The organism is Streptomyces tritici (assembly GCF_048500665.1).
Taxonomy (GTDB): domain Bacteria; phylum Actinomycetota; class Actinomycetes; order Streptomycetales; family Streptomycetaceae; genus Streptomyces; species Streptomyces tritici.
The window spans coordinates 6,346,366-6,364,754 of sequence record NZ_CP183183.1 but is presented as its reverse complement, the minus strand read 5'-3'; the positions used below and the strand labels follow the sequence as shown (position 1 = coordinate 6,364,754).

Sequence of the window (18,389 nt, the reverse complement as noted above, 5' to 3'; positions counted from 1 at the left end):
GTCACCGGCGGGCCGTGCGCCGGGCGCGCAGCCACTCCTTGTTCATCGCGGCGATGGACGGGAGCGGGATGCCCTTCGGGCAGGCCGTGGCGCATTCCCCGGTCAGGGTGCAGCCGCCGAAGCCCTCGGCGTCCATCCGGGCGACCATGTCGAGGACCCGGGTCTCCCGCTCGGGAGCGCCCTGGGGCAGCACGTTGAGGTGGTTGACCTTGGCGGAGGTGAACAGCATCGCCGAGCCGTTGGGGCAGGCGGCGACGCAGGCGCCGCAGCCGATGCACTCGGCGTGCTCGAACGCCGCGTCGGCGTCGGCCTTGGGCACCGGGGTGGCGTGGGCCTCGGGCGCGGAGCCGGTCGGGGCGCTGATGTAGCCGCCGGCCTGGATGATCCGGTCGAAGGCGGAGCGGTCGACGACCAGGTCCTTGACGACCGGGAAGGCGGCCGCCCGCCAGGGTTCGACGTCGATGGTGTCGCCGTCGCGGAAGGACCGCATGTGGAGCTGGCAGGTGGTGGTCCGCTCGGGGCCGTGGGCGTCGCCGTTGATGACGAGGCTGCAGGCGCCGCAGATGCCCTCGCGGCAGTCGTGGTCGAAGGCGACGGGGTCCTCGCCCTTGAGGATCAGCTCCTCGTTGAGGGTGTCGAGCATCTCCAGGAAGGACATGTCCGGGGAGATGCCGTCCACCTCGTAGGTGGTCATCGCGCCGTCGGCGCCGGCGTTCTTCTGCCGCCAGACGCGCAGGTTGAGCCTCATGCGTAGCTCCGCTGGGTGGGGTGGACGTACTCGAAGGTCAGGGTCTCGCGGTGCAGGACGGGCGCCTCGCCGGTGCCGGAGAACTCCCAGGCGGCGGCGTACGCGAACTCCTCGTCGTTGCGGGCGGCCTCGCCGTCCGGGGTCTGGGACTCCTCGCGGAAGTGGCCGCCGCAGGACTCCTCGCGGTGCAGCGCGTCGAGGCACATCAGCTCGGCGAGCTCCAGGTAGTCGACGATGCGGTTGGCCTTCTCCAGCGACTGGTTGAACTCCTCGCCGGTCCCCGGGACCTTGATGCGGCGCCAGAACTCCGCGCGGATCTCCGGGATCCGGGCGAGCGCCTTGCGCAGGCCCTCGTCGGTGCGGGCCATGCCGCAGTGGTCCCACATGAGTTCGCCGAGTTCGCGGTGGAAGGAGTCGGGGGTGCGGTCTCCGTCGACGGCGAGGAGAAGGTTCAGCCGGTCCTCGGTCTCCGCCAACGCCTCGCGGACGACGGGGTGCTCGTCGGTGAGGGGCTCGGCCTGCGGGTGCCGCGCCAGGTAGTCGTTGATGGTCGACGGCAGGACGAAGTAGCCGTCGGCGAGGCCCTGCATGAGCGCGGAGGCCCCGAGCCGGTTGGCGCCGTGGTCGGAGAAGTTGGCCTCGCCGATCGCGAACAGGCCCGGCACCGTGGTCTGGAGGTCGTAGTCGACCCACAGTCCGCCCATCGTGTAGTGGACGGCCGGGTAGATCCGCATGGGCGTCTCGTACGGGTTCTCCGCGGTGATCCGCGCGTACATGTCGAAGAGGTTGCCGTACTTCTCCTCGACCTTGTCCCGGCCCATGCGCCGGATCGCGTCGGCGAAGTCCAGGTACACGCCCTGGCCGCCGGGGCCGACGCCGCGGCCCTCGTCGCAGACGTTCTTCGCGGCGCGGGAGGCGATGTCGCGGGGCACGAGGTTGCCGAAGGAGGGGTAGATGCGCTCCAGGTAGTAGTCGCGCTCGTCCTCGGGGATCTCGTTCGGCGGACGCGTGTCGCCCTGCGCCTTGGGCACCCAGATGCGGCCGTCGTTGCGCAGCGACTCGCTCATCAGGGTGAGCTTGGACTGGTGGTCGCCGGTGCGCGGGATGCAGGTGGGGTGGATCTGGGTGAAGCAGGGGTTGGCGAAGTACGCGCCGCGGCGGTGCGCCCGCCACACGGCGGTGGCGTTGGAGTTCATGGCGTTCGTCGACAGGTAGAAGACGTTGCCGTAGCCGCCGCTGGCCAGCACCACGGCGTCCGCGAAGTGGGTGGAGATCCGGCCGGTGATCAGGTCGCGGGCGACGATGCCGCGGGCGCGGCCGTCGACGACGATCAGGTCCAGCATCTCGGTGCGCGGGTGCAGTTCGACGTTGCCGGCGGCGATCTGGCGGCTGAGCGCCTGGTACGCGCCGAGCAGCAGCTGCTGGCCCGTCTGCCCGCGGGCGTAGAAGGTGCGGGAGACCTGGACGCCGCCGAAGGAGCGGGTGTCGAGCAGTCCGCCGTACTCGCGGGCGAAGGGGACGCCCTGGGCGACGCACTGGTCGATGATCTCGACGGAGATCTGGGCGAGGCGGTGCACGTTGGACTCGCGGGCGCGGAAGTCGCCGCCCTTGACGGTGTCGTAGAAGAGGCGGTGGACGGAGTCGCCGTCGTTGCGGTAGTTCTTCGCGGCGTTGATGCCGCCCTGCGCGGCGATGGAGTGGGCGCGGCGCGGGGAGTCCTGGTAGCAGAACTGGACGACGCGGTAGCCCTGTTCGGCGAGGGTGGCGCCGGCGGAGCCGCCGGCGAGGCCGGTGCCGACGACGATCACGGTGTGCTTGCGCCGGTTGGCGGGGTTGACCAGCTTGGCCCGGAAGCGGCGGGTGTCCCAGCGTTCGGCGATGGGTCCGTCGGGGGCGGCGGTGTCGGCGACGGGTGCGCCGGTGGTGTAGTCGAGGAAGCTCATGTCAGTCCACCAGTCCGGTCATCACGGCGAGGGGTACGGAGACGAAGCCCGCGGTGAGCACGAGGGCGAGGCCGTTGGCGGCGGCCTTCAGGACCCGCTCGCGGCGGGCGTTGCCGACGCCGAGGGTCTGCGCGGCACTCCAGAAGCCGTGCCGGACGTGCAGGCCGACGGCCAGCATGGCGACGAGGTAGATCACGTTGCCGTACCAGGTGGAGAAGGTGTCGACGACGTTCTGGTAGGGCCGGCCCTCCTCGAAGCCGCCGGGGTGCACGGTTCCGGTGGTCAGGTCGAGGACGTGCCAGACGATGAACAGGGCGAGGATGATCCCGCCCCAGCGCATGGTGCGGGTGGCGTAGGAGGCGCCCTTCCGCTTGTGGACGTACGCGGTCGGGCGGGCCTTGATGTCGCGGCGGCTGAGCTGGTACGCGGAGACGGCGTGGGCGAGCACGGCGGTGAGCAGCACGATCCGGACGAGCCACAGGGCCCAGGAGTGGTGCAGGACGGGTGCGCCCATCACGCGCAGCCAGTGGCCGTAGGCGTTGAACTCCTCCGGGCCGAAGAAGATCTTCAGGTTGCCCATCACATGGGCGACGAGGTAGCCGAGCATGATCAGGCCGCTGACGGCCATGACGGTCTTCTTGCCGAGGGTCGAGGCCCAGAAGCCGCCCGACGGTCGTGGAGATCCTTGGGGGGACGGCCGTCGGTCCGTCCTCGTTGCCAGAGCCATGGGGACGACGCTAGGGGCGGCACCCCTGAGAGGTCCAAGACATGGTTCTGCTGATCTCGATAGGCTGAGCCTATGCAGCTGCAGCAGCTCCAGTACTTCGTGGCCGTCGCCGAGACCCGGCACTTCACCAGGGCCGCCGAGCGGGTGCACGTCTCGCAGCCCTCGCTCTCGCAGCAGATCAAGGCCCTGGAGAAGGAGCTGGGCGCGGAGCTCTTCAGCCGCGCGCGCGGCAACATCGCGCTCACCGACGCGGGCGAGGCGCTGCTGCCACTGGCCCGGCGCATCCTCGCCGACACGGACACGGCGCGGCACGAGGTGCAGGAGCTGGTGCAGCTGCGGCGCGGCCGGGTCCGGCTCGGCGCGACGCCTAGCTTGTGCACGGGCCTGCTGCCGGACGTGCTGCGCGCCTACCACGACCGCCACCCCGGGATCCGGCTGCTCATCGAGGAGGGCGGCTCCCACGACCTCGTACGGCAGCTGGCGCGCGGCGCGCTGGACCTGGCGCTGGTGGTCCTGCCACTGCCGACGGCCTCGCCGGCGCTGACGACCGTGGAGCTGTTCCGGGAGGACCTGGTGACGGTGTCGGCGGTCACGGCCCCGCCCCCCGCGCCGGACGGCCCGCTGCGCGTCGCGGACCTGCGGGACCGGCCGCTGGTGATGTTCCGGCACGGCTACGACCTGCGGGAGCTGACGGTCGCGGCCTGTCGGGCGGAGGGCTTCGAGCCCTCGTACACGGTGGAGGGCGGCGAGATGGACGCGGTGCTCGGCTTCGTACGCGCCGGGCTCGGCCTGGCGGTGGTCCCCCGCATGGTCGCCGACGCCGCGGCGGGCGCGCTACGGGTCACCCCCCTCGCGCCGCCCGGCCTGCGCCGCACCATCGCCCTGGCCCACCGCTCCGACGTCGCACCACCCCGCGCCGCCCGCGAACTGCAGCGCATGCTCCTGGAGACCCGGGGCGCGCGGCCCGATCTTCCCTGAGGACCCGGCCGCAACAGGGCGGCGCACGACCGCGAGTTCGGTCCCGGCTCGGTTCTGCTCTGCTCTGCTCTGCTGGCGGAGCGGAGCCGGGCGCGCGAGACTGGTCGAGGGCCGTTCTGAAGGGCGGGGAGACGAGGACGGGCCATGCCTCTCACACGTCACAGAACTCTCGGACGTTCGCTGCGGCTCCTTCTGGCCGGCGGTCTGATCAGCGCGGGACTGGCGGGCCTCGCCCCGCCCCACGCCCAGGCGATCACCGGCGGCAACGCGGTCACCGACAGCTCCTTCGACTTCGTCGCCAAGGTCTCGTACGTCGGGGGAACCTTCTGCACCGGCACCCTCATCAGGGCGGACTGGGTGCTCACCGCGGCCCATTGCGTGGGCGGCGTCACCGATCCCGGCGACATGAGCGTGCGGGTCGGCACGAATCAGCGGGACAGCGGCGGGCAGGTCAGGAAGGCGATCGAGCTCCACTCCTATCCCGCGTACACCGGCGGGCACAACGACATCGCCCTTCTGAAGCTGGAGACTCCGGTGACCGGCATCGCGCCGATCAGGCTGGCCGATTCCGGCCAGCGCCACCGGTGGGACGGCCGGCAGGGCGGCCCGTTCACGCAGTACGACGACGGCGTCGTCGCGGGATGGGGCCAGAACAGCGCCGGGCAGCTTCCCGACCGGCTGCAGTTCAAGGGCGTGTCCATCAAGCCCGCAAGAGCGGACCGTGCGGGGCTGAAGACGATCCCCACCAGCGGCGGCCCGTGCCGCGGCGACAGCGGAGGCCCGCTGATGGTCAGCATCAACGGCGAGCTGTTCCAAGTGGGCGTGATGAAAGGCCAGAACTGCTCCACCAGCGCGAGCTACAGCGAGGTGGGCGCCGGCTACCTGAAGAGCTGGATCCTGAGCCACCTCTGATCGCCATGAGCCGAATCACGAGCCGGTGGTTCCGCTTCGGCTGCCACCAGAGCCGCCGACGGACGGCCTTGCGACCGCGGGCCTCCGCGAGCGGCGCGACGGCCCAGCTCTTGGCACGGCGCGCCGTTCGTATGATCGGCGGGTGATCTGGAAATGGGTGGGGGCTGCGCTCAATGCGGCCGGAATGTCGGTCGTCGCATGGGGCCTGACCGGCTTGGTCGAGCTGGGCTGTGGCTACTCGCGGCGCGGCGGCTGCGGAGTGCCGGAAGGCGGGGAGGCCCATTTCTGGGCCTTCTTCGTGACGGCGGCCCTGCTGTCCCTCCCCTTCAAGGCGGACGGCTACGCCTCCGACTGGCGCCCTTCACTGGGCCTTTCCGCCGGCGCGCTGGCGGGCTGTGCCCTCGCGCTCTCGCAGGGCACGTCGCTCGGGTTCTGGCTGCTGGCGCTCGGACTGGTCGCCTTCGGTGTCGTCACGCCTTGGGCGACCCGGCGTCACAGCACCGCCGCCCTGCGGCGGGCCGGGCATGCGGACACGACACGCTCCGGATGACCTCGGCGGTGGATCACGCACTCGTGATCCACCGTCATGCGGTGTCCGCGGCCGAGCGGGAGTCCGCCCGCGCGGAGGGGACGCCACGGCCGGTGTCCCCTCCCCCGGTTCAGACCGCGTCCGCCAAGGACAGGGTGTGGAGGCGGTCCGGGGGGCCGGGGCGGGCGTAGTACCAGCCCTGGGCGGTGTCGCAGCCGAGTTCGCGGAGCTGTTCCGCCTGTGCGCCCGTCTCCACGCCCTCCACCGTGACCGCCAGCTCCAGGCTGTGCGCCAGGGCGACTATGCCCTCGACGATCTTCAGGTCGACCGGGTCGGCGGGCTGCTGCTGCATGCTCCGGGTGAAGGAGCGGTCCAGTTTCAGGACGCTCACCGGCAGGCGACGCAGGTTCGCCAGGTTCGAGTAGCCGGTGCCGAAGTCGTCGAGCGCGATGTCCACGCCCATCTCGGCCAGCTGGCGCAGCGGCTTGAGCAGGTCCTCATCCGCGCCGATCAGCGCCGACTCGGTCAACTCCAGGCAGAGCGCGCCGGGTTCGAGACCGGAGCGCTCCAGTACGTCGACGGTGTCGGCGACGAGCCGCGGGTGGCGCAGCTGGGCCGGCGACAGGTTGACGTTGATGCGCAGCGGGCCGCCGTCGGAGTGCCGGGTCTGCCAGAACCGGGCCTGGCGGACGGCCTCTTCGAGCACCCAGCGGCCGAGCGGCACGATCAGCCCGGTGTGCTCGGCGAGCGGGATGAACCGGTCCGGGCCGAGCACGCCGTGCTGCGGATGGCACCAGCGGACCAGCGCCTCCGCGCCGTGCACGCTGCCGTCGCCGAGGTGGACCAGCGGCTGGTACTCGATGAAGAACTCGCCGCGCTCCAGGGCGGCCGGCAGCGCCGTGGTCAGCCCGTGCCGGGTGATCGCCCGGGCGTCGGCCTCGGCGTCGGCGAACTCGAACCGGTTGCCGCCCGCCGACTTGGCCCGGTACATCGTGATGTCCGCGCTGCGCAGCACCTCCGCCGGGGTGCGTTCGCCGGCCGGCCCCTCGACGATGCCGATGCTGCCGCGCACGGTCAGCTCGCGGCCCTCGATCCGGATGGGCGCGGCGAGGGCGTGGAGGATGCGGTGGGCGAGTTCGATGACGCCCTCCGCGGTGCCCGGCCCGGTGGTGAGCGCCACGAACTCGTCGCCGCCGAGTCGGGCGACCATCTCGCCCGGGGCGGTGACGCAGCTCTGCAGCCGGTCGGCGACCTCCACGAGCAGCCGGTCGCCGGCCGAGTGGCCGAGGCTGTCGTTGATGGCCTTGAAGCCGTCGAGGTCGAGGTAGCACAGGCCGAAGCGGGAGCCGTCCGCGGGGGCGAGGGCCTTCTCGAGGCGCTCGAAGAACAGCGTCCGGTTGGGCAGTCCGGTGAGCGCGTCGTGCGTGGCCTCGTAGCGGAGCCGGAGGTTGAGCAGCCGGCGCTCGGTGGTGTCCTCCATCAGGGCCAGCTGGTACTGCGGCCGGCCCTCGGCGTCGCGGAGCAGGGACACCGTCAGGTTGGTCCACAGGACGGTGCCGTCGGTGCGGTAGTACGGCTTCTCGACGCGGTAGTGGTCGCGTTCGCCGCGCACCAGCTCGCCGTAGAGCTTCCAGACGTGCGGGGCGTCCTCGGGGTGGCCCCAGTCCTGGACGTTGCGGCTGCGGACGGTGTTCTCCAGGCCGCCGAACATCCGGGTGAGGGTCTCGTTGACCTCCAGCACGTTGCCGTCGAGGTCGGCGATGCCGATGCCGACGGCGGCGCCGTCGAACACGGCGCGGAACCGGGTCTCGGTCGCGTGCAGGGCGATCTCGGCGGCGCTGCGGGCGGCGAGCGCCGAGTGCGCGATGGCCTCCTGCTCGCTCAGGGTGCGCTGGCGCAGCGCCTGGGCGAAGCCGGCGGCCATGGCGTGCTGGAGCCGGGCGCAGCGGGCGCGGGCCTCCTCGGAGATCTGGCCGCCGTCCGCGCCGCAGTAGAGCACGAGGTACGAGTCGACGACGGCGAGGCTGCGCTGGAGCGCCTCGGGGTCGGTGCAGTGGGCGGCGACGAGTCCGGCTCCGGCGCGCTGCGCGGCGGCGGTGGCGCCCTGGTCGTAGGTCCGCGCGTGCAGCGCGTCGCAGAGTTCGCGGGCGAGCGGAAGCAGATGTTCCGCGACCTCGGCGCGGGTCAGCGACGTGGCGGTGACCGGGAACACGGCCCGGCTCCAGATCGTCGTGAACCGCCGGAGTCTGTCCTCCGGGTCGTCCGGCTCCGCACCGGCGCCGGAGGTCTGCGGGGGCAGCTTCACGCCTTGCGCCCCACCCCTGCGAAGCCGGAGAAGGCGAAGGGATCCTCCTGGTCCAGGGGGCCCTCGGGACGCCATCTCGGCATGGAGACCAGACCGGGCTCGACCAGCTCCCAGCCGGCGAAGAACGCGGCGATCTCCTCGTGACTGCGCATCACCAGCGGGTTGCGGGTCTCGCGGTAGACGCCGACCGTGCCGGACGCCTGCTCCTGCGGGACGGGGACGCCCTCGTACGAGGCGTGGGTGAGGACGAGCAGGCTGCCGGGGGCGAGCGCGTCGGTCAGCTCGGCGACGGCGCCGTACGGGTCGTCCTGGTCCTCCAGGAAGTGCAGGACGGCGACGAGGAGCAGGGCCACGGGCCGGTCCAGGTCGAGGAGTCCGGCGACCTCGGGGCTGCCGAGGATGTCGCGCGGCTTGCGCAGGTCGGCGGCGACGACGGCGGTGCGCTCGTCGCCGTCCAGGACGGCGCGGCTGTGGGCGACGGCGACCGGATCGTGGTCGACGTAGACCACGCGGGCCTCGGGGCTGGCCTGCTGGGCCACCTCGTGGACGTTGCCGAACGTCGGTATGCCGGAGCCGATGTCGAGGAACTGGGTGACGCCCTCGGCGACGGCGTGGCGGACGGCGCGGCGCATGAACGCCCGGTTCGCCTGCATGACCTTGGGGAGTCCCGGCATGAACTCCATGGCCTTTCGGGCCGCTTCGCGGTCGACCTCGAAATTGTGCGAGCCGCCCAGATAGAAGTCGTACATTCGGGACACGCTCGGCACCGAAATGTCGATACCGGGCGGAGCCCAGGCGGGACGCTCCATCGATGTCTCCAACAAGTCGCCTCGGGATGCGGCCAGATGTTCGTGACCGTTGTTCGAGCCGAGGCTACTGATCGCCCGCCCTGAGAGCGAGTGGAAACGGAAATTACCGGTCCGTTCTTGGTCACACACCAATGGCATGTGCGACCGGCCCGCCTTCGCACGTGGGGCTGCGAAGGCGGGCCGGCGGGCCGGAAGCGCGGCGGCGGGGGACCTACTTGGGCGCTCCGACCAGCTTTCCCGAGGGGGAGACGGCGTACCAGGTGCCGCCCACGCCCTGGCCGTTGGTGTCTCCGGGGTTCTCGTCGCCGGCGAAGGTGTAGAGCGGCCAGCAGTCGATGGTCTGCTGCTTGATGCCGTCGGGGCGGGCGAAGGTCACGAAGCCCTTCTTGAGGATCCCCTCGGTGTCGTTCTTGTCGACCGGCGCGACGACCGGCCACTTCTCCAGGCAGGCGCCGGTGCAGGCGGTCTTCATGGGCCAGGCGGAATCCTTCTTGAAGCGGTAGACCGTCATTCCGCGGGAATCCACCACGATCTCGCCGAGCTCCGGGTCCTTGCGCACGGAGAGACCGGGAAGGTCCCCTCCGGATTCCTGGCCGGAATCCTTCCCTCCGGCTTCTTCCTCGCCGGCGTCCTCCTCGCCGCCCGCGGCGGCCTTCTTGCCGTCGGGGGCGGCGGCGAACCAGGTGCCGCCCACCCCGTGCCCGTTGACGTCGCCGGGCGCGGTGTCCTTGGCGTAGCGGTACATCGGCCAGCCGTCGACGGTGAGCTGCTTGGTGCCGTCGGACCGGGTCACCTCCCCCAGCAGCGACTGGTCGACCCCCGCCGGGGCCTTGGCGCCGGCGGGCGTGACCACCGGCCAGGCCTTGGCGCACTCGCCCTCGCAGGTGGCCTTGGGCGGGCTCGCCGAGTCCTTGTCGAAGCGGTAGAGCGTGAAACCCTCCGCGTCGGTGAGCACCTTGCCGAGCTTGTCGTCCTCCTGCACGCCGAGTTGGCCCGCCGCCTTGGACCCGCCGGCCGCCGCTCCCCCGCCGTACGCGTCGCCGTAGCCGCCCTCGCCCGGCGCGGCGGCCGGGTTGGCCGCTCCGGCGGGCGAGCCTCCGAGAGACTGCTCGCCCTGCTCCTGGCCGCACGCCGTGGTGAGCGCGAGCAGGGCCGCGGCGGTCGCGGCGAGCGAGATCTTCCGCCAGTTCTTCATGACAACTCCCGTGCGAATCAGGCCGGTCGGTCCGCGGCCCCGTCAGCGCCGCTTCTGGTCCTCAAGTACGGAGCGGACCCCGCGGGGCACTCAACGCGCCGCGAAAATTCCTTCCGGGCCGTCATCCGGGCCGTCAATCGGAACCCGGCCCCGTCAAGCCCCCGGGTGCAAGATCCGCTCCTTCCGGGGAATCCGGGGCCGTTCGAGGCGTCGCCGGGGTCCGGCAGTGATCATGCTCATCGGCGTGTCTGTCCAAATTTCCCGCGCCGTACGGCCGTTGACCGCCGCGACGCTGCTGTGGCTGCTCGCCGCGCCGGCCCCCGCGGCCGCCGACGCCTGCGCCCACGCGAGCGTCGGCCCCGGCGGCACGCACGCGGTCGCCACCGCCGGTCCGGGCGCCTGCAAGCCGCCCAAGCCGGGCCCGAAACCGCCCTCGTGGCCGAAGCCGCCGAAGCCGAAGCCGAAGCCACCGAAGCCCGCTCCCCCGCCGGAGCCGAAGCCCGAGCCGCCCGCGCCGAAGCCGCCGGAGCCGGGGCCCGAGCCCCCCGTACGGCAGGACCCGCCGCCGGTACCGCCCGCGCCCGTCCCGTCCGCCCCGCCGACCCCGCGCGCGCCGGCCGCCGAACCGCCGCCGCCCGCGGGCCCCACGCCTCCCCCGGCCCGGCCGGCGCCGCCGCGGGCCACGCCCGTCGCCCTGCCCGCGTACCGCAACGCGGCGCGCAGGGAGCCCGAGAGCGGCGGATCGGTGGTCTCCACCACCCTCGTGATCATCGCGCCCGCGATGCTCGCCGCCGCGATCCTGCGCCCGCGCTCCCGCTGACCGCGCCGCGCCGCGCCACGCGCCACGCGCCCCGCGAACCGCGCCCGCGCGCGTCGCGCCCGCCCCCAACGACCCGTCCAGTGAAGGATTCCCATGTCGGAATGGCTTGTTCTCACCCTGGCGATGGCCGCTGCCTGCGCCGTCGTCCTGACCATCGTGGTCATCAACAACCGGCGGATCGGCGAGGACGACGATCCGAACGAGACGCCGGACGTCATCGAGTACATGACGATGATGATCGGCGTGGTCTACGCGATCGTGCTCGGTCTGGCCATCGCCGGCGTCTGGGAGGCCCGCGGCGCGGCCCAGGAGACCGTGCGTCAGGAGGCCCAGGCCCTGCACGAGATCTCCGCCCGGGTCGAGGTCTGGCCGGTGGAGGTCCGCGAGAGGATCCGCTCCGACGTGGACGCGTACGTGGCGTACGTGGTCGACGAGGAGTTCCCGTACATGAAGGAGCATGGCGAGCTCGGGGAGCGCGGCGCCGAACTGCTCGGCAAGGTGCGCCGCTCGGTGAGCGACTACCAGCCGGCCACGGACCACGAGGGGCAGGCGTACCAGCCGCTCGTCGACCTGGTCGGCGCCGCGGACGACGCGCGCAACGCGCGCGGCGAGAGCGCGGGGGCGACGATGCCGGGTGTGGTGTGGTTCGGGCTGATCACCGGGGCGCTGGTGGCGGTGGGCCTGATCTTCACGCTGCAGATCCGGCGGACCGGCCGGGAGCTGCTGCTGGCCGGCCTCTACAGCGCGCTGATCGCCTTCCTGCTCTTCCTGATCTGGGACTTCGACGCGCCGTTCGGCCGAGGGCTCTCCGCCACGGCCGGCCCGTTCTCGAGCCTGTTCCCGCAGGTCACGGGCTGACGCGAGACGCCGTATGGGCCGCTCGGGTGACCTGCGTGACCCGTTCGCGCGTCTGGGATCGCGGCTGTGATAAAGCGCTCCTAGCGTGACGGTCATCGGGGCGCACGACCTGCCTCATGTGGAAATCCGTTCCGCAGGTGCGCCTCGGGACCCGGAGGATTCACCATGCGCGCGATACGTGCCGCGTCCACCGCAGTGCTGGGGGCGGCCGCCCTCGCCCTGACCGCGCCCGCCGCCGTCGCGGCGGACGGCGCCCCAGCTCCGAACAACGAGCAGCGCCGGGCGGCCAAGGCCCCCGGCGACTTCGTCATCACCCCGTCGACCGTGGCCCCGGGCGGGCGGATCACCCTGCGCGCCCCCGGCTGCGCCAGCACCGCGACCGCCTCGGCGGGCATCTTCGACACGGTCACCATCCCGCCGGGCTCCTCGGCGACGGCCACCGTCGACTGGGACGCCAAGCGGGGCGCGGTGTACACGGTCGCGTTCAACTGCACCGGCGGCGTCACCGACACCGTGGACCTGACCATCACGGGCGGCGCCACCGCCTCCCCGACGACCAGCTCCACGATCCTGACGCCGCCGCGCGGCGTCCGGGGCGGTCTGGGCGGTTCGGTCGACGGCACGGACGCCGTCGCGCTGGCGGCGGGCGGCGGCCTGGTGCTCGCGGCCGCGGCGGGCGTCGTGTACGTCGTACGCCGGCGCTCCACCGGCCGGCAGCACTGAGCCGTACGCCCGTCGCCCCCGGGTCCTGACGAGGACTCGGGGGCGACGGGCGTATTCGGCCGGACCGGGAGGTTCGGCCGGTCAGACCTTTCCGCTGCTCATGTGGCGGCGGCGGACGATGAACAGGCCGCCGCCCAGCGCGGCCGCGGCGACGAGGGAGCCGCCGACCGCCATCTCGGTGGAGCTCGGGGTGAGCGAGCCGCCGATGCCGCCCATCGCGCCCCGGGCCTCCAGGACGGTGAACTGGCGGGTGGCGACGTTCGGGTTGTCGTGGCACCGGACGGCGAGGTTGTAGTTGCCCGGGGTGGCGTGGTTGAAGACCCGGGCGATCGCGGTGGAGATGCCGTTGGGGTTCACCGACAGGTTGGTCTGCGGGAAGGCGTTCGAGGTCACCGTGCCACCACGGGTGCAGCCCTTCACGGTGATGGTGAGGGTCGAGCCCTGGTGGACGGCCGCGGGGCTGATCGTGACGTCTCGGGGTCCGCCGCCGTTTCCGCCTTGCCCGCCGGGGTTGCCGTCGGCGGCGGCGAGGGGGGCGGCGAGCCCGATCGCCGCGAATGCGGCGGCGGTCACCGCCAGAGTGCGTGCAGCACGCATGGTTGAACCTCCATCGGAAGACGCCCCGAAGCGGTGCTCCAGGAAATTCGACGAGTACGCCTCCCATGACGAACCCTCACAAGCGCTCTGAAAGCTCGCATTTCGGCACTGCGCCACCTCGGTGAGCCGACACGCCGGGGCGCGCGACCGGTGATCTGACGGATCCGCAGGTCACGTCCCATCAGCACGTTGATATGACGATGACTCGTATGGTCGATCACCCGGACGCCGCCCCGGCCCCGCGCACCACCCGTTCGCCCCGCTCCGATCGCCGGACGCCCGCACCGGACTTAACGTTCCCCACGACGCCGCGAAGGGAGAACCATGGGCCCCAAGGACTTCAGCACCGGCGAGACGAGGAGGCGCCAGCCGTGGGGCGTCCTCGCGCTCGTGATGCTGTCCGGCCTGGCGATGATGCGGAACGGGGTGGACGTCGAACTGGGACCGCCCCAGCCGGCCGCGGCGGCCGCCCCCGACACCCGGCCGATCGGAGTGGCCCCCGAAGCGCCCGCGGGACTGCGCCCGCTGCCGTTCGCCCCGGCGTCCCGGGTGCGGATCCCCTCCATCGACGTGAAGGCCCCGATCATGGACGTGGGCCTGGACGCGGACGGCTGGATCGAGGCCCCGCCGCCGCAGGACGCGAACATGGCGGGCTGGTACCAGAACGGCATCTCCCCGGGCCAGCGGGGCACGGCGGTGATCGTCGGCCACGTCGACAACGACGCGGGGCCGGCGGTCTTCTACAACCTCGGCTCGATGGAGAAGGGCCGGCGGATCGAGGTCGAGCGGTACGACGGCCGGGTCGCGGTCTTCGAGGTGTACGGGGTGGAGGTCTACTCCAAGCAGAACTTCCCCGGTGTCCGCGTCTACGGCGACACCGGGGCTCCCGAGCTGCGGGTGATCACCTGCGGCGGCGGCTACACCAAGTCCGACGGCTACGCGGGCAACGTGGTGGTCTTCGCGCGTCTGGTGCAGACCCGCTGACGGTCGCCGCCGGCGGGTCCCGCGCCGCCCCGGCTCAGCGCCGGGGCACCGTCGTGCGGTAGCCCGCGTCGAGCAACGCGGGCAGGTACCGCTTCAGGGCGGCGACGCTCTGCGAGCGGTCGCCGCCCGCGTCGTGCGAGAGCACGATCGCGCCGGGCTCCGCGCCGTCGAGGACCCGGTCGACGATGAAACCGGTGCCCGGTTCCTTCCAGTCGAGGGTGTCGACAGTCCAGGCCAGCGGCTCCATGCCCAGTTCGGCGCCGATCTCGAAGGAGTGCCGGTTCCAGGCGCCGAAGGGGGCGCGGTACCAGAGCGGGGCCGCGCCGAGCGTCCGGTCGATCACGTCGCTGGTGCTGCCGAGTTCGTCGCGGATCCTCGACGGCGGCAGCTTGGGGATGAGCGGGTGGGACCACGAGTGGTTGCCGACGACGTGCCCGTCGTCGGCCATCTCGCGCAGCAGGTCCTGGTTCTCGACGGCCATCTCGCCGCAGACGAAGAACATCGCCCGGCAGTCGTACCGGCGCAGGGTGCGCAGGATCCCGGGGGTGTAGCGGGGGTCGGGCCCGTCGTCGAAGGTGAGCACCATCGAGCGGCCGACGCCGGACAGCCGCAGGAAGGGCCGCCGCCGGACCGGCGGGAGGGCCCTGCGGTACGCGGTGGGCGCGGCGGCGGTCATCGGTTGGAGCCGGTACGCGCTGGGCTTCAGCCGGGGCGCGGCGGGCCCGGCGGCCGCCCCGGCCGCGGGCCCCGCGGCGGGCGGGGGGACGGGGCGGGGCGGGGAGCCGGTGGCGGTGCCTTCGGGTGCGCCGAGGCGGTCCGCCGTGAGGACTCCGACGGTGGCGGTGGCCCCGAGCGCGGCGAGGAGACGCAGCACCGAACGCCGAGCCGTGGGCATCTGATCCTTTTTCATGACCAATGGCTCGCACGGCCGTCGCCCCGCCGCCGCTCCGACACCGGGCCGGACGCCGGAATCCACCCGGCCGGACCAGACGACGCGGCGGACGGACCGGCGCGCGGCTCCGACGGCGCTACCGGCCCATCGTGAGTCCGTCCTTCGCCGCGCCGCGGGAAAGGGCCACCTCGCGGATGCGGTCGCGCAAGGCGGCGAGCGGGGCGCCGTCCTCGACGGCGGCGTTCAGGTCGACGACCCGGCCGGCGGCGGTGTCGAACCACAGGGGCACGAACTCGGCGCGGCCGACCTCCCAGCGCCCGCCGGGCGTCCGGGGCGGTGCGAAGGTGAAGCGGGCGAGGGTGCTCTGGTTGCCGCGGGGGTCGTGGGCGCCGGAGTGGTTGACCATGTCGCCGGCGATCTGGTCGCCCATCCCGTACACGATCCAGGTGCCGTTGACCTTCTCGTACGCCTGGGGGACGTGGGCGTGGGTGCCGATGATCAGGTCGATGTCGGGCCGGCCGCCGGTCTTCGAGGCGGTGAGCGCACGGCCGAGGGCGAGCTGCCGCGCGTCGGGCGCGGTCTGCCACTCGGAGCCCCAGTGCGGGGAGACCACGACGATGTCCGCGCCGGCCTTCCGGGCCGCCCGGGCGTCGGCGATGATCCGCTGTTCGTCGAGCAGGTTCACCGCCCAGGGCTGTCCCTGCGGGAGCGGGTAGCCGTTGGTGTCGTAGGTGTAGGCGAGGTGGGCGACGGTGGCGGTGCCGGCCTTCATCAGGGTGGGCCGGGCGGCCTCCTCGGCGGTGCGGGCCGAACCTGCGTGCCGTACGCCGGCCTTGTCGAGGGCGTCGAGGGTGCGGGCGATGCCGGCGGCGCCGTCGTCGAGGGTGTGGTTGGAGGCGGTGGAGCAGCCGTCGTAGCCGGTGGCCTTCAGGGCGGCGGCGACCTCGGGCGGGGACTTGAAGGCGGGATAGCCGGTGTAAGGGCCGCCGGACCGGCCGTACACGGTCTCCATGTGGCACAGGGCCAGTCCGGCGCCGGATACCTGGGGCTTGACGGCGGCGAACATGGGCCGGAAGTCGTAGCCCCGGCCGCCCGCGTCGGCGGCGGCCCGGCGGATGATCGAGTCGTGCGGCAGGACGTCGCCGGTGGCGACGAGGGTGAAGCCGGTGCCGGCCGAGGCGCCGCCGGCGGCGGCCGAGGGGACGCGGGGGCGCTCGGCGTCCTGGGGCGGGGGCGCGGCGGTGCGGGGCGGGCGGTCGGCGGCGCTGCAGCCGGTCGCCGCGGCGAGGAGCAGGGCGGCGAGGGCGACCGCGCCGGGTCTGGTGCGCTGGGACATCGTGCGGGCTCCGGAGGCTCGACGGTTGCGGTATGACAATCCGATCTTCGATCTGGTGATCAAGCTCCGCACGGGAGAATCCGGCAGTCAAGGGTCAAGGCCGCACAGGCCGTGAAACGCACCAGAACGGACCCAGCGCCTCCGGATGACCGCTCATCGCACCATTCGTCGCGCGGTGCGACCGCTCGGCGCAGACCGTTGTGCGTCACCTGTCGCTTCGCGTCCGGATGCGCTCGTATACGGCCCGGAACGACCAGCCGCGCCGGTGAGCGAAGAGGTGTGAGCATGACGACGGCCACGACCGACGAACGGGCCCTGGAGGAGCTGCAGCGCGAGCACGGGACCGCCCTGCTCGGCTTTCTGCTGACCCTGACGTACGGGGACCGGCAGCGCGCCGAGGACCTGGTCCAGGAGACCCTGGTCCGGGCCTGGCTCCACCCCGAGGCCTTCCAGGGCCCCTACGAGTCGATGCGCCCCTGGCTGTTCACCGTGGCGCGCCGGCTCGCCATCGACGCGCGCCGCTCCCGGCTCGCCCGCCCCGCCGAGATCGGCGACGACGCGCTGGCCGCGACCCCCGACCCGGCCGACGCCACCGAGTCCGCGGTCGCCGCGCTCGACGTCCGCGCCGCCGTACGGGGGCTCAGCCCCGAGCACCGCGCGGTCCTGGAACGCCTGTACTTCCGCGGGCTCACCGTCAAGGAGGCCGCCGACGACCTCGGCATCCCGGCCGGCACCGTGAAGTCCCGCTCGCACTACGCGCTGCGCACCCTCAGCCACTGCCTGCCGGGCTACAGCCGGCCGCGCCGCCACGCCCTTTCCAGCCCGGCCGCCCGAACCCCACAATGATCCCGTGACGACGCAGACACAGCCCCTGACCCCCGCCGCGGCGCAGCAGATCCTCGCGGACAACTTCGCGCCCTGGGTACTCGATCTCGGCCTGTCGGTGGTCTCCACCGGCGCGGGCGAGGCGGTGCTGCGGCTCCCCTGGTCCGACCGGCTCGCCCGGGAGGGCGGGGGCCTGTCCGGGCAGGCGCTGATGGCGGCCGCGGACACCGCGACCGTCATCGCGGTGGCGTCGGCGCGCGGCGGCTTCGTCCCGATGACGACCGTGCAGCAGTCGATCAGCTTCCAGCGCGCGGTCCTCGGGACCGACGTCCTCGTCCGGGCGCGGCTGACCAAGGACGGCAAGCGGATGGCGTTCGCCGACATCACCATGACGGCGGAGGGCAGCGACGCCCCGGCCGCGCACGCGACCGCCGTGTACGCGCTCCTGGGCTGATCCGGCCGGCCCGCCGGCCGGTCTCCCCCGTCCCGGACGTCCCGCGTGTCAGCGCCCGTCCCACCGGTTCCGTACCGGCGGGCGAACGTATCCGAAACCACACACGCGAGTTGAGTAAAGAGCGACCCGCGCGCGTCTCCTTCGGTGGAGGCTCGTCGCTGAGGTTCCGCATCGAGACGTCCGGGAGAAGGTGGGAGCGTTGCTGCCCGACAGCACCGACGGCCCTGGCCGGGGCGACACGGCCGTCCCCATGGCCTGGCTGTGCGCCGAGTACACGGCCGACGAACTGCTGCGCGTGGGCAGCCTGGTGGAGCCCGGCTCGCTGGAGTACCGGGCCGGCCGGCAGGCGCTCGCGCTCACCATCCACCTGTGCGACGGGGCGGGTTCCGGCGACACGCTGTCCGCGGCGCGGCTCGACGAGTGGCTGAGCCGCACCTCGTACGACCACCCCTGGCCGGACTGGGTCCGCGCGCGGCTGGCCGAGCGAAGCGAGATGGGGGTCCCCCCGGCCGAAGGCTGGGGGAGGGCCGCGCGGCCCTCGGCCGATACGGACGCCGATCTGGCCCTGGCCCGGGAGACCTGGCGGCAGCTGGAGGCCACCCAGCTCCTCGCCGCGGACCTGCGCGGGCTCTCCGCCCCGGGGTTCGGACCCCTGGGCCTGGACGAAGTGGACGAGTCGGCGCAGATCTGGGTGCCGGCCTGGCAACTGGGGCTGCCGCTGGGGCACTTGGCCCTGCACCTCTACTGAGCCGGG

19 protein-coding genes are annotated in these 18,389 nt (G+C 72.8%); 10 read left to right on the top strand and 9 right to left on the bottom strand.

Annotated elements, in window-relative coordinates; translation table 11 throughout:
* Window position 1: 1 nt before the first annotated feature.
* Genes ACNJ93_RS29205 through ACNJ93_RS29195 form a run of 3 tightly spaced genes read right to left on the bottom strand, consistent with a single transcriptional unit; the run spans window position 2 to window position 3,418 of the window.
* Entirely contained in the window at window positions 2-748 is a 747-nt protein-coding gene (locus ACNJ93_RS29205) for a succinate dehydrogenase/fumarate reductase iron-sulfur subunit (protein ID WP_418960454.1), read from the bottom strand.
* Complete coding sequence (locus ACNJ93_RS29200) at window positions 745-2,691, bottom strand: fumarate reductase/succinate dehydrogenase flavoprotein subunit (protein WP_418960453.1); 1,947 nt, start codon at window positions 2,689-2,691, stop codon at window positions 745-747. Before ACNJ93_RS29200 ends, ACNJ93_RS29205 begins: the two co-directional genes overlap by 4 nt.
* 1 nt (window position 2,692) lies before the next feature.
* Window positions 2,693-3,418: a succinate dehydrogenase gene (locus ACNJ93_RS29195; RefSeq protein WP_418960452.1), complete on the bottom strand. Its 726-nt coding sequence runs from the start codon at window positions 3,416-3,418 to the stop codon at window positions 2,693-2,695.
* 72 nt (window positions 3,419-3,490) lie between these two features.
* Here ACNJ93_RS29195 and ACNJ93_RS29190 point away from each other — a divergent pair, with 72 nt between their 5' ends.
* The 3 genes from ACNJ93_RS29190 to ACNJ93_RS29180 all read left to right on the top strand — a co-directional run bounded on the left by ACNJ93_RS29190 (window position 3,491) and on the right by ACNJ93_RS29180 (window position 5,858).
* Complete coding sequence (locus ACNJ93_RS29190; protein ID WP_418960451.1) at window positions 3,491-4,396, top strand: LysR family transcriptional regulator; 906 nt, start codon at window positions 3,491-3,493, stop codon at window positions 4,394-4,396.
* Window positions 4,397-4,540: 144 nt separating this feature from the next.
* Window positions 4,541-5,308, top strand: a complete 768-nt coding sequence (locus ACNJ93_RS29185; RefSeq protein WP_418960450.1) for a S1 family peptidase — start codon at window positions 4,541-4,543, stop codon at window positions 5,306-5,308.
* A 142-nt stretch (window positions 5,309-5,450) separates the two neighbouring features.
* The gene (locus ACNJ93_RS29180) at window positions 5,451-5,858 is read left to right on the top strand and encodes a hypothetical protein (RefSeq protein WP_418960449.1); all 408 of its coding nucleotides are present in this window, start codon (window positions 5,451-5,453) and stop codon (window positions 5,856-5,858) included.
* A gap of 109 nt (window positions 5,859-5,967) precedes the next feature.
* On the opposite strand, the gene ACNJ93_RS29175 is transcribed toward ACNJ93_RS29180, so the two are convergent.
* The 3 genes from ACNJ93_RS29175 to ACNJ93_RS29165 all read right to left on the bottom strand — a co-directional run bounded on the left by ACNJ93_RS29175 (window position 5,968) and on the right by ACNJ93_RS29165 (window position 10,146).
* The gene (locus tag ACNJ93_RS29175; RefSeq protein ID WP_418960448.1) at window positions 5,968-8,142 is read right to left on the bottom strand and encodes a putative bifunctional diguanylate cyclase/phosphodiesterase; all 2,175 of its coding nucleotides are present in this window, start codon (window positions 8,140-8,142) and stop codon (window positions 5,968-5,970) included.
* A complete protein-coding gene (locus tag ACNJ93_RS29170) occupies window positions 8,139-8,951 on the bottom strand; it encodes an SAM-dependent methyltransferase (RefSeq protein ID WP_418960447.1) in 813 nt (270 codons plus the stop codon). Before ACNJ93_RS29170 ends, ACNJ93_RS29175 begins: the two co-directional genes overlap by 4 nt.
* 211 nt (window positions 8,952-9,162) lie before the next feature.
* On the bottom strand, window positions 9,163-10,146 hold the full coding sequence (locus ACNJ93_RS29165) for an SCO0930 family lipoprotein (protein WP_418960446.1): 984 nt from the start codon (window positions 10,144-10,146) through the stop codon (window positions 9,163-9,165).
* 244 nt (window positions 10,147-10,390) lie between these two features.
* On the opposite strand from ACNJ93_RS29165, the gene ACNJ93_RS29160 reads away from it, so the two are divergent.
* The 3 genes from ACNJ93_RS29160 to ACNJ93_RS29150 all read left to right on the top strand — a co-directional run bounded on the left by ACNJ93_RS29160 (window position 10,391) and on the right by ACNJ93_RS29150 (window position 12,547).
* Window positions 10,391-10,966 carry a hypothetical protein gene (locus tag ACNJ93_RS29160; protein ID WP_418960445.1) on the top strand — a complete coding sequence of 192 codons (576 nt, stop codon included), beginning with the start codon at window positions 10,391-10,393 and terminating at the stop codon, window positions 10,964-10,966.
* A 93-nt stretch (window positions 10,967-11,059) separates the two neighbouring features.
* Entirely contained in the window at window positions 11,060-11,824 is a 765-nt protein-coding gene (locus tag ACNJ93_RS29155; RefSeq protein ID WP_418960444.1) for a hypothetical protein, read from the top strand.
* A gap of 165 nt (window positions 11,825-11,989) precedes the next feature.
* Window positions 11,990-12,547, top strand: coding sequence for a hypothetical protein (locus ACNJ93_RS29150; RefSeq protein ID WP_418960443.1), 558 nt, complete (start codon window positions 11,990-11,992; stop codon window positions 12,545-12,547).
* An 81-nt stretch (window positions 12,548-12,628) separates the two neighbouring features.
* Here ACNJ93_RS29150 and ACNJ93_RS29145 read toward each other — a convergent pair whose 3' ends face one another.
* Window positions 12,629-13,144, bottom strand: a complete 516-nt coding sequence (locus tag ACNJ93_RS29145; RefSeq protein WP_418960442.1) for a hypothetical protein — start codon at window positions 13,142-13,144, stop codon at window positions 12,629-12,631.
* A 324-nt stretch (window positions 13,145-13,468) separates the two neighbouring features.
* Here ACNJ93_RS29145 and ACNJ93_RS29140 point away from each other — a divergent pair, with 324 nt between their 5' ends.
* A complete protein-coding gene (locus ACNJ93_RS29140; protein WP_418960441.1) occupies window positions 13,469-14,128 on the top strand; it encodes a class F sortase in 660 nt (219 codons plus the stop codon).
* A 34-nt stretch (window positions 14,129-14,162) separates the two neighbouring features.
* Here ACNJ93_RS29140 and ACNJ93_RS29135 read toward each other — a convergent pair whose 3' ends face one another.
* On the bottom strand, window positions 14,163-15,038 hold the full coding sequence (locus ACNJ93_RS29135; protein ID WP_418960440.1) for a polysaccharide deacetylase family protein: 876 nt from the start codon (window positions 15,036-15,038) through the stop codon (window positions 14,163-14,165).
* Window positions 15,039-15,156: 118 nt separating this feature from the next.
* Window positions 15,157-16,356 (bottom strand): CapA family protein, encoded by a 1,200-nt coding sequence (locus ACNJ93_RS29130; protein ID WP_418960439.1) that lies wholly within the window; start codon window positions 16,354-16,356, stop codon window positions 15,157-15,159.
* A 285-nt stretch (window positions 16,357-16,641) separates the two neighbouring features.
* On the opposite strand from ACNJ93_RS29130, the gene ACNJ93_RS29125 reads away from it, so the two are divergent.
* From ACNJ93_RS29125 to ACNJ93_RS29115, 3 genes are all read left to right on the top strand, one after another.
* Window positions 16,642-17,202, top strand: a complete 561-nt coding sequence (locus ACNJ93_RS29125) for a sigma-70 family RNA polymerase sigma factor (RefSeq protein WP_418960438.1) — start codon at window positions 16,642-16,644, stop codon at window positions 17,200-17,202.
* Between the two features lie 4 nt (window positions 17,203-17,206).
* Window positions 17,207-17,635 carry a PaaI family thioesterase gene (locus tag ACNJ93_RS29120; RefSeq protein WP_418960437.1) on the top strand — a complete coding sequence of 143 codons (429 nt, stop codon included), beginning with the start codon at window positions 17,207-17,209 and terminating at the stop codon, window positions 17,633-17,635.
* A gap of 199 nt (window positions 17,636-17,834) precedes the next feature.
* Window positions 17,835-18,383, top strand: coding sequence for a hypothetical protein (locus ACNJ93_RS29115; RefSeq protein WP_418960436.1), 549 nt, complete (start codon window positions 17,835-17,837; stop codon window positions 18,381-18,383).
* Window positions 18,384-18,389 lie beyond the last annotated feature (6 nt).